Origin of the sequence: Hyphococcus sp. (genome assembly GCF_041986965.1) — a bacterium.
Classification (GTDB): domain Bacteria; phylum Pseudomonadota; class Alphaproteobacteria; order Caulobacterales; family Parvularculaceae; genus Hyphococcus.
This window is the reverse complement of sequence record NZ_JBHIXB010000004.1, coordinates 42572-55511: the sequence shown is the minus strand read 5'-3', so window position 1 is coordinate 55511 and position 12940 is coordinate 42572. Positions and strand designations below refer to the sequence as shown.

At 59.3% G+C, this 12940-nt stretch carries 14 protein-coding genes; 8 read left to right on the top strand and 6 right to left on the bottom strand.

Annotated elements, in window-relative coordinates; translation table 11 throughout:
• Positions 1–15: 15 nt before the first annotated feature.
• Together ACFC5L_RS16735 and ACFC5L_RS16730 are read right to left on the bottom strand one after the other, a co-directional pair.
• Positions 16–660, bottom strand: coding sequence for a hypothetical protein (locus ACFC5L_RS16735; protein WP_375203838.1), 645 nt, complete (start codon positions 658–660; stop codon positions 16–18).
• Between the two features lie 60 nt (positions 661–720).
• Positions 721–948 carry a hypothetical protein gene (locus tag ACFC5L_RS16730; RefSeq protein ID WP_375203837.1) on the bottom strand — a complete coding sequence of 76 codons (228 nt, stop codon included), beginning with the start codon at positions 946–948 and terminating at the stop codon, positions 721–723.
• A 181-nt stretch (positions 949–1129) separates the two neighbouring features.
• On the opposite strand from ACFC5L_RS16730, the gene ACFC5L_RS16725 reads away from it, so the two are divergent.
• Genes ACFC5L_RS16725 through ACFC5L_RS16715 form a run of 3 tightly spaced genes read left to right on the top strand, consistent with a single transcriptional unit; the run spans position 1130 to position 2759 of the window.
• Positions 1130–1816 carry a glutathione S-transferase N-terminal domain-containing protein gene (locus ACFC5L_RS16725; RefSeq protein ID WP_375203836.1) on the top strand — a complete coding sequence of 229 codons (687 nt, stop codon included), beginning with the start codon at positions 1130–1132 and terminating at the stop codon, positions 1814–1816.
• Positions 1813–2265 (top strand): type II toxin-antitoxin system RatA family toxin, encoded by a 453-nt coding sequence (locus tag ACFC5L_RS16720; RefSeq protein ID WP_375203835.1) that lies wholly within the window; start codon positions 1813–1815, stop codon positions 2263–2265. Before ACFC5L_RS16725 ends, ACFC5L_RS16720 begins: the two co-directional genes overlap by 4 nt.
• Before the next feature lie 50 nt (positions 2266–2315).
• Positions 2316–2759 carry a hypothetical protein gene (locus ACFC5L_RS16715; RefSeq protein ID WP_375203834.1) on the top strand — a complete coding sequence of 148 codons (444 nt, stop codon included), beginning with the start codon at positions 2316–2318 and terminating at the stop codon, positions 2757–2759.
• A gap of 20 nt (positions 2760–2779) precedes the next feature.
• Here the strand turns inward: ACFC5L_RS16715 and ACFC5L_RS16710 are convergent, their stop codons facing one another.
• The 4 genes from ACFC5L_RS16710 to ACFC5L_RS16695 are packed head-to-tail and all read right to left on the bottom strand — an operon-like array spanning position 2780 to position 4948.
• Positions 2780–3277, bottom strand: coding sequence for a CinA family protein (locus tag ACFC5L_RS16710; protein ID WP_375203833.1), 498 nt, complete (start codon positions 3275–3277; stop codon positions 2780–2782).
• Positions 3274–3516 (bottom strand): putative signal transducing protein, encoded by a 243-nt coding sequence (locus tag ACFC5L_RS16705; protein ID WP_375203832.1) that lies wholly within the window; start codon positions 3514–3516, stop codon positions 3274–3276. The genes ACFC5L_RS16710 and ACFC5L_RS16705 overlap by 4 nt, the downstream gene beginning before the upstream one ends.
• Before the next feature lie 7 nt (positions 3517–3523).
• On the bottom strand, positions 3524–3757 hold the full coding sequence (locus ACFC5L_RS16700) for a hypothetical protein (RefSeq protein ID WP_375203831.1): 234 nt from the start codon (positions 3755–3757) through the stop codon (positions 3524–3526).
• A gap of 3 nt (positions 3758–3760) precedes the next feature.
• Positions 3761–4948, bottom strand: a complete 1188-nt coding sequence (locus ACFC5L_RS16695) for a bifunctional 2-C-methyl-D-erythritol 4-phosphate cytidylyltransferase/2-C-methyl-D-erythritol 2,4-cyclodiphosphate synthase (protein WP_375203830.1) — start codon at positions 4946–4948, stop codon at positions 3761–3763.
• Between the two features lie 259 nt (positions 4949–5207).
• Between ACFC5L_RS16695 and dusB the strand changes: the two genes are divergently transcribed.
• The 5 genes from dusB to ACFC5L_RS16670 all read left to right on the top strand — a co-directional run bounded on the left by dusB (position 5208) and on the right by ACFC5L_RS16670 (position 12940).
• Positions 5208–6215, top strand: a complete 1008-nt coding sequence (dusB, locus tag ACFC5L_RS16690; RefSeq protein ID WP_375203829.1) for a tRNA dihydrouridine synthase DusB — start codon at positions 5208–5210, stop codon at positions 6213–6215.
• 207 nt (positions 6216–6422) lie between these two features.
• Positions 6423–8708 carry a sensor histidine kinase gene (locus ACFC5L_RS16685; protein ID WP_375203828.1) on the top strand — a complete coding sequence of 762 codons (2286 nt, stop codon included), beginning with the start codon at positions 6423–6425 and terminating at the stop codon, positions 8706–8708.
• Positions 8709–8735: 27 nt separating this feature from the next.
• Positions 8736–10124, top strand: coding sequence for a nitrogen assimilation response regulator NtrX (gene ntrX, locus ACFC5L_RS16680; RefSeq protein WP_375203827.1), 1389 nt, complete (start codon positions 8736–8738; stop codon positions 10122–10124).
• A gap of 44 nt (positions 10125–10168) precedes the next feature.
• A complete protein-coding gene (gene trkA / locus ACFC5L_RS16675) occupies positions 10169–11542 on the top strand; it encodes a Trk system potassium transporter TrkA (protein WP_375203826.1) in 1374 nt (457 codons plus the stop codon).
• Positions 11543–11548: 6 nt separating this feature from the next.
• Positions 11549–12940, top strand: a complete 1392-nt coding sequence (locus ACFC5L_RS16670; RefSeq protein WP_375203825.1) for a potassium transporter TrkG — start codon at positions 11549–11551, stop codon at positions 12938–12940.

Genomic DNA, 12940 nt, shown 5'->3' with positions numbered 1-12940 from the left:
TTTTTTACGTGGCGCTTAGCAGGTCGGGCAGGCGCGCCGGCATTGGGAAGTCAGCAGCCCTTTAACATCGCCGCAAACCTTCAAGACATCCTGATCCTCGATCCGGTCGCCGGTCTGGGCGTCGTTTTCCTGCCGCTGGTCGTTATTCTGGGTCATCGTGTTTTTGTTGTTCACGATGAGGGCGGGCTTGGGTTTGCCTTTATGCCCGTGACCGGCGTGTTTTTTGTTTTCGATGCGGCGGAGATCCTCCGCAAGGTCTGAAAAGCGGCGTTCGGCGTCCTTGCGGTCGCTTGCCGCCATATAGCACTTCGCCTCGTCGTAGCGCTGCACTTCGAGGCAGTGCATGTGCGTCTTGCAGCGCTGCACCACGGCGTTATAGGCGGCGTTCACCTCGGCGCGGAAAGCGTCCAGCGGCGCCTTGCTGGCGTTGGGATTGCTGCGTCCCGCGGCGATGGCGGTTTGCGCGGCTGATAAATAATTCTGCTTTCCGGCGGTGTATTGCGCTTCGCAGGTTTCTGCGGCGATGTCGCGGCGTTCTTGCGGCGCGCCTGCAGGAATAATGGTCTGGTTGCGGACCGTGATGTCCTCCACGTCGACCTTGTGCGTACAAGCGGAAAGCAATGCGGTGAGACAGATTAAAAACGACAGATAAACTTTCATGAGAACCCCCGTTAATGGCTGGTGTGGCGCAGTCGGTTGCATGTGGAAGACGGCTGGCGGTCAGCCTTCGAAATCGAACTGAAGCTCAAGCGGGCCGACGCAGCAGGGCGCGGCGAAATAGCCCGCCTTGAGGCCGGCGCAATAACCAATGCCGAGAAGAAGAACGGTGACGAGAACGCTGACCCCGATGATCATGGTTAGGCTGGTTTTCTTTTCCGGCGCCGACGATTTCTTCTCAATATTGAAAAAAGCAATGTCCTGATAGGATCGTTTTGCCCCTAAACTCATCTTTTCCCCTCCAGTTAAAGTAAAGAACAAATGAAAAACATTTCTGTATTACACTCTATAGTTGCGGCTTGTCGAGTCTTCTCGTCTATAGGGAAGGGGCGGCGGATTGCGCGTCTTGCGGGGGGCGGGGCGCGCGGTTATGAGACGGGCGGGCCGCTTCAGGGCTCGCCGGAACCCCGCTATGGCCTTGAAATTATACGATCTTGCGCTCGCCGACCCCGACATACGGCCGAGTCCGTTCTGCTGGATGGTGAAATTCGCGCTGCTGCACAAAGGGCTGGAATTCGAGACTGCGCCCGTGGGGTTCGCCGACAAGGCGAACTATCCAGATCCTGAATATGGCCGTGTCCCCGTGATTATCGACGGCGAAGAGACGGTGAAGGACAGCGCCATGATTATGGCGTGGCTCGACAAGGCCTATCCGGAAAATCCGCTCGTCGCGACGGACGGAGAAGCGGCGGCGGCGGAGTTCTCTCGCGCCTGGTTGTTCTCTTCCTTTTTTCCGGCCGTTTCCCCGATGCTGGTGGCGCGCATTCACGCGCTCGCGGCGGATGACGACAAACCCTACTTCCGGGCCTCCCGTGAGGAACGGTTTGGAAAAACGATTGAAGAACTGGCGGCAACGACGGGGCAAAAAGAAAAAGTTGAGGCGTCGTTACAGGTTCTGTCGGCGCCGCTTGGCCGCTACCGTTTTCTTGGCGGGGACGCGCCCAATCTCTGCGATTATTATGTCATGGGCGCCTTTATGTGGCCGCGGCTGTCGACGTCTGAAGACATCTACGAAGCGCCGCAACCGGTGGCGGCGTGGATCGAGCGAATGCTCGATCTTTTCGATGGTTATGCACGCAAAGCGAAACGGCCGTCGTGACGTCGAGGCATACGCAGACCGAAGTTCCTTATTCGGCCGACCAGATGTTTGCGCTGGTCGCCGATGTGGAGAGATATCCGGAGTTCCTGCCCTGGTGCGTCGGGCTTCGCGTGATCGAGCGTAGCGAGACGAAGATCACGGCCGACATGATTGTCGCCTATAAAGTGTTTCGCGAGCGCTTCCGCAGCCGTGTGACGCTCGATCCTGAGAGCAGGCGCATCGATGTCGCCTATGTGGACGGACCGTTCCGCAATCTCGAAAACCGATGGCGTTTCACGGACAAGCCAAGCGGTGGGCCAAGCAGCGGGTCTGTGATCGACTTCGACATCGAGTTCGAATTCAGGAATTTTCTGCTGCAAGCAACGGCGCAGGCTGTTTTCGACAAGGCCTTTGCACGGATGAGCGAAGCCTTTGTGAAGCGGGCGCATGAGGTTTACGGTATAAAATAGTCCGCATTGGTGAAATGTCGAAACAACTTTAAATACTTAAAAGCACAAAAATGAACGCATATCGAATTCGTGGAAATACATTTAAACTTAGCGAAACAAACAATTGGCCGGCTTCGGATGTGCTCAAAAATGAGCCAGGCATTTATGAAATTCTTTCTGTCGATCATAATGGAGATCCATTATCCATAAATAGGTTTTGTGGCGTCGATAAATTCGGCGTTCTTTATATTGGTCGTAGCTTTCATATGAGACGACGATTGCGAGCATTTGCAAATATGATTTTGAATAATTCAAAAAGAGGGCACGTTGCGGGACGTACTTATCGAACAAGCCCAAAAATAAAGAAGATTGCTTCGCCAGAGTCTTTAATATTTTGCTTTAAGCATTTGGATGACGTTGCATCTGAAGAGTCGAGCTTATTGAAAGCCTATGTTAACAAGTTTGGGGAAGTACCGCCTCTTAATGGGCGTGCAGAATTTATTTCGAAACTGTAGCCAATTTCTTATAAACAAACCTAACGTCCAAGCGCCGTCAGCATCAAGTGCAGCGCGGTTTCCGTCGCCTTGGTGCGAACGAAATCGCGCCCGCCTTCGGCGAAGACCCGGCGCTCGACGCGGGTGACGCCGTTTTTATCCGCCAGGCCAAACCAGACGAGGCCCACAGGCTTTCTTTCCGTACCGCCGGATGGTCCCGCAATGCCGGTGACGGAAACGGCGATATCGGCGCGGGAATTTTTGAGCGCGCCTTTCGCCATGGCGCGCGCCACGGGCGCGGAAACGGCGCCGTTTGCCGCAATGACGCTTGCGGGCACGCCGAGCATCTCTGTCTTGGCTTCATTCGTGTAAGTGACGAAACCGCGCTCTACGACGGCGGAGGAGCCGGGAACGTCGGTGAGGGCCGCGGCAATCATCCCCCCGGTACAGCTTTCGGCGGCGGCGACCATCATCCCTTCGGCGCCCGCCTTGTCGATGATCGCCTGCGCCAAAGACCAGATGCGATGGGTCTGGGTCACTTCTGATCCTTCAAATGGGTGCGGCTGATTTCGTCGCCGAGCTCCGCCTCCCGCATTATCCGGATCGCCTGATTGAAATCATCATCAGGGACCAGAATGCGCCGGGGCAGGGCGCCAATGGAGCCGTCCATGACGCTCGCATGCTGATCAGCGAGGAGATAGTCGATATCCGCCTGGCTCATCAGGTTCTCAACATAGTTGATCAGCGCCGGATCGTTGGTGCGCAGGAGTTCTTTCATCGGATGCTCACTCTTGAAGGCCAAGACGTTTTTTGGAGTAAACGCGTTTTTCAAAGCCGATTTCAATCAACATATCACGGGTGTGTTCCACGTCGTTCTCGGCCACCAGTAAACTTGGGCGACGACCGGGTGAATGGTCATTGCCTGCCACGCGAAACAAAATGCTTTCCGACCGGAGCACGCTTTCCACAAAGCTTATCGAAGCCGCATCCTCAAAGGTCATGACCTCAACCAAACTCATGCCTTACTCCGAAACGGGAAGTGCGACGCTCGCCGTCGCCATGGCGGCTATGCCTTCGCGTCTTCCGGTAAAGCCCAGTTGTTCGGTGGTGGTCGCCTTGACGGAAACGCGCCGCTCGTCGATGTCGAGAATAAGCGCGAGCGAAGCGCGCATGCGATCGCGATGTGGGCCGATTTTCGGCGCTTCACAGATCAGCGTGACGTCGCAATGGGCGATCTTGCCTTTCTGTCGGGCGACAAGGTCGCGGGCCTTTTCCAGAAAGACATGGCTCGGCGCGCCTTTCCATTTAGGGTCCGACGGCGGGAAGTGATCGCCGATATCGCCTTCGCCGATGGCGCCGAGAATGGCGTCGGTCAGCGCGTGCATTCCGACATCGGCGTCGGAATGGCCTTTCAGTTTTTTGTCGTGCGGAATTTCGACGCCGCAGAGGATAACCGCGTTTCCTTCCTCGAAGGCATGGACGTCGAAGCCGTGACCTGTGCGATATTCCATCTGTTTATCTTTCCGGCCGAGCAGGGTTTCGGCCATGCCGAAATCCTCGGCCTGGGTCAGTTTCATATTGTCGGGCGAGCCGGGAACGAGCGTCACCGAAAGTCCTGCGGCTTCGGCGACAGCGGCGTCATCGGTGAGCTGCTTTCCTTCGGCGTCGCGATGGGCGGCGACAATCTTGTCGAACTGAAAGCCCTGGGGCGTCTGCGCCCGCCAGAGCGCTTCGCGCGGTACGGTCGCGGCGATCTTGTTGTCTTGCCCCGCGCGCTTGATGGTGTCGTGAACGGGCAGGGCGGCGATGGCGCCGTCCGCCGTGTCGAGCGCATTGATGACGCTGGTGATGGTTTTTTCGTCGATAAAGGGACGCGCCGCGTCATGGATCAGGACGCGTGATGGATGGTTCCCGGCGATGCTTTCAAGGCCAAGCCGTACAGAGTCCTGGCGCTCCGCGCCGCCGGTGACGGGATCGAGCAGTTTCTTGTGTTTCAGGAGCGCGCCCATGGCGGCGTCATATTCATCGCGGTCGTCGCGGTGGATGATGACGCGCACGCCGTCGATGTCGGGATGGCCAAGAAACGCTTCCGCCGTTCGCGCGATGACGGCCCGGCCGGCAAGCAGGCGATATTGCTTCGGGCCGCCCGCGCCGGCGCGGTTGCCGCGCCCGGCGGCGACAATGATGGCGATGGTGTTCAGCTTAACCATTTGATCCCCAGAGCCTTATATTCGGGCGTACACAAGTTCCCGGAGAATAGAAGATCAGACGTATGAATCCCCGACACGATGCGGTTTCGGCTCTGTCTTATTAAGAACTGAGAGCCGTAAAGGCGTCGGTGTCGGGCTGGCGAACGTCTGTCCATCTGATTCCCATAGGTGCTGGAACTTGAGAAGTTAGGCTCTCGGCGGTTTGTAAGTTCCTGCTTTAGCGGGTAAACAGCCGCCAAGCCAACAAGCTTGATGAAGAATGATTTCGATCGCCGACATAAATCTCAAAAACACCGTTGCGCTGGCGCCGATGTCAGGCGTTTCCGACCTGCCGTTCCGGCGGGCGGTCGCGCGCTTTGGCGCGGGACTGGTCGTGTCGGAGATGACCGCCTGCGAAGAGCTGGCGCGCGGGCGTCCCGACGTTGTGCGCCGGGCCGAGGGCGACGGCGAAATTTTTCCGTTCGTGGTGCAGCTTGCAGGGCGCGAGGCGCGCTGGATGGCGGAGGGCGCCAAGCTGGCTGAGGCCGCCGGGGCCGATGTGATCGACATCAATATGGGCTGCCCGTCGCGGCAGGTGACGGGCGTTCTGTCGGGGTCGGCCTTGATGCGCGACCTTGACCATGCGCTGACCCTGATTGAGGCGACGGTGGCGGCGACGTCAAAACCGGTGACGCTGAAAATGCGCCTCGGCTGGGACTGGAATTGCCTGAACGCCCCTGAGCTGGCCACTCGCGCTGAAAGCGCCGGTGTTCAACTGCTCACAGTGCATGGCCGCACCCGCAATGATTTTTACAAGGGCGAGGCGGACTGGGCCGCCGTGCGCCCTGTGAAGGACGCGGTTTCGATCCCTGTCATCGTCAATGGCGACATCGTCGACGAGGCAACCGCGCGGGAAGCCCTGACGCAATCCGGCGCTGACGGCGTCATGATCGGCCGCGCCGCGACCGGCCGCCCGTGGCTGCCCGGGGCAGTTGCAAATGCGCTTGAAACTGCCGGCGACCTGATCGCGCCGCCGCTTGAGGCCCAGCGCGACGCGGCGCTCACCCATTATAAAGAAACCATCGATCATTACGGCGCACCGCTGGGCGTCAGGATGGCGCGCAAGCATCTGGCCGCGACCGTGGATCACGCGCCCCTGGACCTCGATCCGGCGCTGCGCCGGGCCTTCCGCGCCGAACTTTGCCGGATCGCCTCGCCGGAAAAAGCAGTTGAAGCGCTGGCCGGTTTTTTTGAGGGCGACGCCCGTGTCGCCGAGCGCGCCGCCTGAGATTTTCCGGCTCTTTCCCGATCCGGTATTTACCCTGTTTCATTTTGGCAACAAAAGTGTTGATTTTCTGCAACAACGGAAGCAACATCCCCCACGGTTTGGGGAGATTACGCCGCATATGGCGGTCCTGGCGCGGGGAGAGCGCCTGGCGGCTGGATGACGGCGGGCAGGACTTCGGGTCAAAGAGCCCCTCAGGATGGCGTCGGGTTGAGTATAAAAAAACAACATTTCGACACTCCGGACAGCGTGCGCTCCAGCACGGCGGCGCGCCGATTTGTTCCGCAATGGCTACTTTCCAACACCACTGTTGCGGCCGCGCTGATTGGCGCGGCGGCCGTCGCCTTTCTCACCACCTGGTTTTTGATGTCGCCTTTGGTGGAGCGGGTCGACCGCTCCTTCCTGATGTGGATGATTATCGGCAACATTATGATTGCCGCAGGTTTTGCGCTGCTTGTTGGCGTGCGCCTGTTTCATGTCTGGTCCAACCGGCGCCATCAGCTGGCCGGTTCGCGAACCCATATGCAGCTTGTCTGGCTGTTTTCGGCGGTCGCTGCGATCCCCGCAGTCATCGCCTTTCTGTTTGCTTTCACGATTTTGCGCGCCAGCCTCAACGATGTCTTCAGTGAACGGATCGACCGCTATCAGGAAACGGCGCGCGATCTTGCCCGCGGCCTGATCGAGTTCAATTCGGCCGAGGCCCAGCAGACCATTCGTGAAATCGCCTATGACCTGCATCGTCAGGAAGTGGACGGCATTGGTTTTGAACAGACGCCGATTTCTTTCCGGCGCTATGTGTTTGCGCAGGCGCAGGTGCGCGGCCTGTCGGCGCTTTATCTTATTGACGGCGACATGAATCTTCTGGTGCGCGCCGAGCTTGAACACGGAAACTACAGCCTTCCGTCAGCGGAAATCTTCAAGCAGATCGAGGAAGTCGATGCGCCGGGCGGTCAGTTCGTTTTTGGCGTCAATGACGATGAAACCTATAATATGTTCCGGGGCACGCTGCCTATCGAGGATTATGGCGGCGGCTATCTCATCGCCTATTATCGGATCGATCCGAAGACGACGGCGCGGATCATCTCCGCGCGAAATGTTGTAGCCGATTGGGAGGAGGCGAGGCTTGGCCGTGCGCGCCTCGAACGGGTGTTCCTCTCCGGCTATGTCGTGCTCGCCATTATCATTCTCTTCGGCGCCATCTGGCTTGCGCTCGTCGCCGCAACGCGGCTCGTTCAACCGATCGGGCGTCTCGTAAAGATGTCCGAGCGGGTTTCCAGCGGCGATCTCGGCGCCCGCGTTGAAGTCTATAAAGACGACGGGGAGCTTGGCGCGCTCGCCCGCTCCATGAACCATATGACAGCGCAGCTGCAAACCCAGCGCGATGACCTGATCGACACCAACCGTCAGTTCGACGAACGCCGCCGCTTCACCGAAGCGGTTCTTTCGGGCGTATCGGCCGGCGTGATCGGTCTTGCAGGCGATGGGCGCATCACGATTTCGAATAGTTCGGCTGCGGATCTGATCGGTGAGGACAGCAATCGTCTGACCGGACAGAACATCAAGGAGATCATGCCGGAACTGGGCGGGCTGCTCGACCTTGCTGCGTCATCCAGTGAAAACGAAGTCGGCGATCAGATCGATGTTACTCGTCACGGCCGCACACGAACGCTTAATGTGCGTATCGTGAAAGACGCCGCGGGTCAGGGCGACCGCTATGTTGCGACTTTTGATGATATCACCCAGTTGATCTCGGCGCAGCGCAACGCCGCCTGGGGCGACGTGGCGCGCCGCATCGCCCATGAGATCAAGAACCCGCTGACGCCGATCCAGCTTTCAGCCGAGCGTTTGCGGCGCAAATATCTCGGCGAGATCCAGACCAATCCGGAAGTCTTCGAACGCTGCACCGATACGATTATCCGTCAGGTCAGCGATATTGGCCGCATGGTGGACGAGTTTTCCTCTTTTGCGCGTATGCCCAAGCCGGTGATCGGGCGTGAGGATTTGCGCGAACTCATCAAAGCGGCGGTCTTTCCACAGAAAGTCGCTTTCGCCGAAGTCGATTTCACGGTGGAGACGCCGGACGGGCCGGTGCTTTCGGAATGCGATGGACGCCTTATCGTGCAAGCGCTCTCCAATCTGTTGAAGAATGCGGCGGAGTCCATCGGCGCGCGCCTTGCGGCGAATGAGGACGGTCCGGCGGGCCGCATCATCGTTCGCCTTGAGGGGGATGGGCCGCTGGCGCGCATCCATATTATCGATAACGGAGTGGGCCTGCCGAAAGCGGAGCGTCACCGTCTGGCGGAGCCCTACATGACAACCCGCGCCAAGGGCACCGGGCTGGGCCTCGCGATTGTGAAAAAGGTCGCCGAAGAACATGGCGGGTCGCTTGAATTCGCCGATGATGCAAGCCTTGGCGAAACAGGCGCGCGGATTACGATTTCATTGCAGCGGGCAGGGGCGGAAAGCGCGGCGCAAATCGCCGCCGCGGCGGAATAGAAACAGGGAAGAAGGCGTAGGGATTATATGAGTATTGATGTTCTCGTCGTTGACGATGAAGAAGACATTCGCGAGTTGATTTCGGGCATCCTTGAGGATGAGGGCTTTGCGCCCCGAATGGCCGCGAACTCAACGGCGGCGCTCGCGGCGGTGCGCGATCGCCTGCCGTCGCTCGTCATTCTCGATGTCTGGCTTCAGAATTCGGAAATGGACGGGATCGAAATTCTTGAAGCGCTGAAAAAGCTTCATCCCGATCTTCCTGTCGTGATTATCTCCGGGCACGGAACGATTGAAACGGCGGTGGCGGCCATCAAGAAAGGCGCTTATGACTTCGTTGAAAAGCCGTTCAACGCCGACCGGCTGATCCTTGCGGTTAATCGTGCGCTTGAAGCGGCGCGCCTGACCCGCGAAGTTTCCGAGCTGCGCGAGCGTGCGCCCGATTGGGGGCTGATCGGGTCTTCCGCTGCGGTTGCGTCCCTGCGCAACGTCATCGAGCGTGTCGCCGACGCCCGTTCCCGCGTTCTGATTTCAGGTCCTCCGGGGTCTGGCAAGGAAATGATCGCGCGATTGCTGCACGCCCGGTCAAACCGCCAGAACCGTCCTTTTGTCGTCGCCAGCGCCGCCTCCATCGCGCCTGACCGCATGGAGGAGGAACTGTTCGGCATCGAAGGGGAAGACGGCGACACACAGATGATCGGCCTGATGGAAAAGGCCCATGGCGGCACGCTCATGTTCGATGAGATTTCGGACATGCCGCTGGAAACCCAAGGCAAGATCCTGCGCGTTCTGGTGGAACAGCGCTTCAAACGTGTCGGCGGCCAGAAAGCGGTCGAAGTTGACGTGCGTATCGTTTCAACGACTTCTAACGATCTGCTCGGGCTCGCTACGGAAGGCAAGTTCCGCGAAGATCTCTTCCACCGTCTCAACGTCGTATCCATCAATGCGCCGGGTCTTGATGAGCGGCGGGAAGACATCCCGGCGCTCACCGCCTTTTTCGTCGATCGCATCGCGAAGTCTTCGGGTCTGCCAAAGCGGCCCTTGTCGGCGGAGGCCATGGCCGCGCTTCAGGCGTGTGCATGGCCCGGCAATGTGCGCCAGCTTCGGAACGTGATCGAAAGGACCCTTATTCTGATGGGGCGCGATCCGGAGATCGAAATCACCTGCGAGCATCTGCCGACGGAAGTGATGGATTCAGGGCTGACGATTCCCGCGGGTGAAGGACTTGAGCAAATCATCACACTCCCCCTGCGTGAGGCGCGCGAACGGTTTGAGCGTGAATATTTGATTGCGCAGATCAACCGATTCGGCGGCAATATCTCCCGGACGGCGGCCTTTATCGGCATGGAGCGGTCCGCGCTCCACCGGAAGCTCAAAGCGCTCGGCGTCAACGGGCAAATGCGCGTGGAAAGCGCCTGACATCCGGCTTATAAGGTCAGGCGAAATATGAGGAATAAAAGATCATGCGCGTGATCGTTTGCGGCGCCGGCCGCGTTGGTGTCGGCATCGCGCGGCGTCTTTCCGCAGAGAATAATGAAGTGACGGTCGTCGACCAGTCGAAGGAACTGGTGCGAGCCGTCACCGAGCGGCTCGACGTGCGCGGCATTGTCGGCAATGGCGCTTATCCGCAGACGCTCGAAGAAGCCGGCGCCCGCGAAGCGGACATGGTGATCGCCGTCACCTTCTCCGACGAAGTGAACATGGTGGCGTGTCAGATCGCCCATTCCCTGTTCAACGTGCCGACGAAAATCGCGCGGGTGCGGGCGCAAGGTTATCTCGACCCGAGCTACTCTGACATTTTTTCACGCAATCACCTTCCCATCGATGTCGTCATCTCGCCGGAGCGTGAAGTCTCCGAGGCGATTATCCAGCGCATGATCACGCCGGGCGCTTTCGAAACCAAATCCTTTGTCGACGGACGGGTGTGGGCGGTGGGTGTGAAGCTGCGTGACGACTGTCCGATCGTGAACACGCCGCTGCGTCAGGTGGCGGAGCTGTTTCCCGATCTCAAAATCACCATTGTCGGTATAAAGCGGCGTGACAGCCTTTGGCGGGCGCATTCCGGCGATATGCTGGAGCCGGGCGATCGCGTCTATTTTATTGCTGACCGCAATGACGTCGCGCGCGCGCTTGAGATCATGGGCGAGGCGGGGCGCGTTGCGCGCCGTGTTATTATTGTCGGCGGCGGCAATGTCGGCCTCTTTGTCGCCAAGGGGCTTGAGAAGACCGGCAATATGAAAATCCGCCTTATCGAGCGCGATAGAAAGCGCGCCGAGGAAATCGCCGAAGAACTTGAACGCACGATTGTGTTGCAGGGAGATGGTCTCGACCGCGCCATCCTGCGCGAGGCTGGCGTCGCCGAGGCCGAAACCGTCGTTTCCGTCACCGACAACGATCAGGTCAATATTCTGACCTCGGTCGTGGCCAAACGTGAGGGCTCGCGCCGCTCTCTGGCCCTGATCAATGATCAGGATTACGGCCCGATTACAGAGGCGGTCGGTGTTGATCGCTATGTGGATCCGCGGGCAACCACGATCTCGACGATCCTCCAGCATATCCGCCGGGGGCGCATCAAGGGCGTCTATTCCCTGTCCGATGGTGATGCGGAGCTGATAGACGCCATTGCGCTCGAAACCTCACCGCTTGTGGGCAAGCCGTTGCGGGAAGCCAATCTGCCCGAAGGGGTCATGATCGGCGCGGTCTATCGCGACAATGAAGTGCAGATGCCTACCGGCGAGATGGTGATTAACGCTGGCGACCGGGTGGTGCTGATGTCCATGCGCGACAATGTGAAAGATGTGGAGCAGATGTTCCGCGTCAGCATCGAATATTTCTAGGCCGGCATGGCGCTAACCAGCATTCTACGCACAACGGCGACCCTGTTATTCATCATCGCTGTGGCCATGCTGGCGCCCCTGCTGCTCGCATTGGCTGGCGCGGAAGAAACCGCCGGCGCCTATCTTTTCGCTGTCTCTACATGTCTGTTGTTCGGCGCCGGCGCTTATGTGGCGTCTATGGGCAAGCGCTATCCGTCCGGTTTTCGCGGCGCGCTATCCGTCATTCTGCTCTGGTGGGCGCTGATTCCCGCCTTTGCATCACTGCCGATCATGGCGGAGGGGCTTTCTTTCGCCGACGCTTATTTCGAGTCCGTCTCGGCGATGACCACGACCGGCGCCTGGCTTTCCCATGACGGCGCTGTCGCGAGTCCCGCGGGCGCGCTCTGGCGGGCGGAGTTGCAATGGCTTGGCGGGCTCGCCTCGCTCGCCATTGCCGCTGCGATTTTCATTCGCCCCGCCTTTATCGGCATCGACACATTGTTGCCGCCCTTTTCGCGCGGCGACCGCAATTCCTATATCAAGCCGCTGCGGAACGCCGTCATCTCCTTCGCCGGCATTTACGCAATCGTCACCCTTGCCGCCTTCGCTGCGATTGCGATCGCCGGCGCCCCCACTTTGGACTCCGTAATCATGGCCATGACCACCGTGGCGTCCGGCGGGTTCATCCCGCATGATGACGGCATCGTCAGCTATGGCGCCAATGTCGAAGTGGCGCTTTTCTTTTTCACGCTTCTGGGCGGCGTCAACTTCATCCTGATCGCGCGCGTGATGAAGGGCGAACGCGAAAAACTGCGTGATATCGAAACCGGCGCCTATCTGATGATCGTTATCTGGGCGGCGGTCCTGTTCTGGGTGACGGCGGGGGCGGGGGATATCGTTCTTCTCGGCCCGCAGCTTTTCAACGCAGCGTCCCTCGTGACGACCAACGGCTACATGATCGGCGAGCCGCCGCCGCTCCTGACTTGTCTTGTCACCGCAATCATCGGCGCCGCTGCGGTGTCGACCGCCGGCGGGTTCAAGGTTTTGCGCTGGCTCGTGATCATGCGCCGCGCGCGCGAGGAGCTTCGTCGGCTGATCAGTCCCGGGGCCGTCTTTGGCCGCCGCCGGGTCGCGAATGAACTGGGCGTCTGGATTCATTTCCTTGTTTTCACGATGACGCTGGCGTTTCTCTTGATGGCGCTTTCGATCGGCGGCCATCCCTTCGACCTTGCGGCGGCGGCGGCGACCGCGGCGCTCGCGAATGCCGGCCCGCTGATCTCTCTTGCCGCAGATCATGCAGACGGTTACGCCGTCTTTGAGGAGCCGCTGCGCTGGCTGCTGATTGTCGGCATGATCCTCGGCCGGCTCGAAGGCGCCGTGGCGCTGGCGCTGGTTAATCGTGCGTTCTGGAGATGGTGA

Bases quoted from the DNA above. Each gene is read 5' to 3' on its own strand.
- ACFC5L_RS16735 (WP_375203838.1), bottom strand. From the start codon at position 660: ATGAAAGTTTATCTGTCGTTTTTAATCTGTCTCACCGCATTGCTTTCC.
- ACFC5L_RS16730 (WP_375203837.1), bottom strand. From the start codon at position 948: ATGAGTTTAGGGGCAAAACGATCCTATCAGGACATTGCTTTTTTCAAT.
- ACFC5L_RS16725 (WP_375203836.1), top strand. From the start codon at position 1,130: ATGGCCTTGAAATTATACGATCTTGCGCTCGCCGACCCCGACATACGG.
- ACFC5L_RS16715 (WP_375203834.1), top strand. From the start codon at position 2,316: ATGAACGCATATCGAATTCGTGGAAATACATTTAAACTTAGCGAAACA.
- ACFC5L_RS16705 (WP_375203832.1), bottom strand. From the start codon at position 3,516: ATGAAAGAACTCCTGCGCACCAACGATCCGGCGCTGATCAACTATGTT.
- ACFC5L_RS16700 (WP_375203831.1), bottom strand. From the start codon at position 3,757: ATGAGTTTGGTTGAGGTCATGACCTTTGAGGATGCGGCTTCGATAAGC.
- ACFC5L_RS16695 (WP_375203830.1), bottom strand. From the start codon at position 4,948: ATGGTTAAGCTGAACACCATCGCCATCATTGTCGCCGCCGGGCGCGGC.
- dusB (WP_375203829.1), top strand. From the start codon at position 5,208: ATGATTTCGATCGCCGACATAAATCTCAAAAACACCGTTGCGCTGGCG.
- ntrX (WP_375203827.1), top strand. From the start codon at position 8,736: ATGAGTATTGATGTTCTCGTCGTTGACGATGAAGAAGACATTCGCGAG.
- trkA (WP_375203826.1), top strand. From the start codon at position 10,169: ATGCGCGTGATCGTTTGCGGCGCCGGCCGCGTTGGTGTCGGCATCGCG.
- ACFC5L_RS16670 (WP_375203825.1), top strand. From the start codon at position 11,549: ATGGCGCTAACCAGCATTCTACGCACAACGGCGACCCTGTTATTCATC.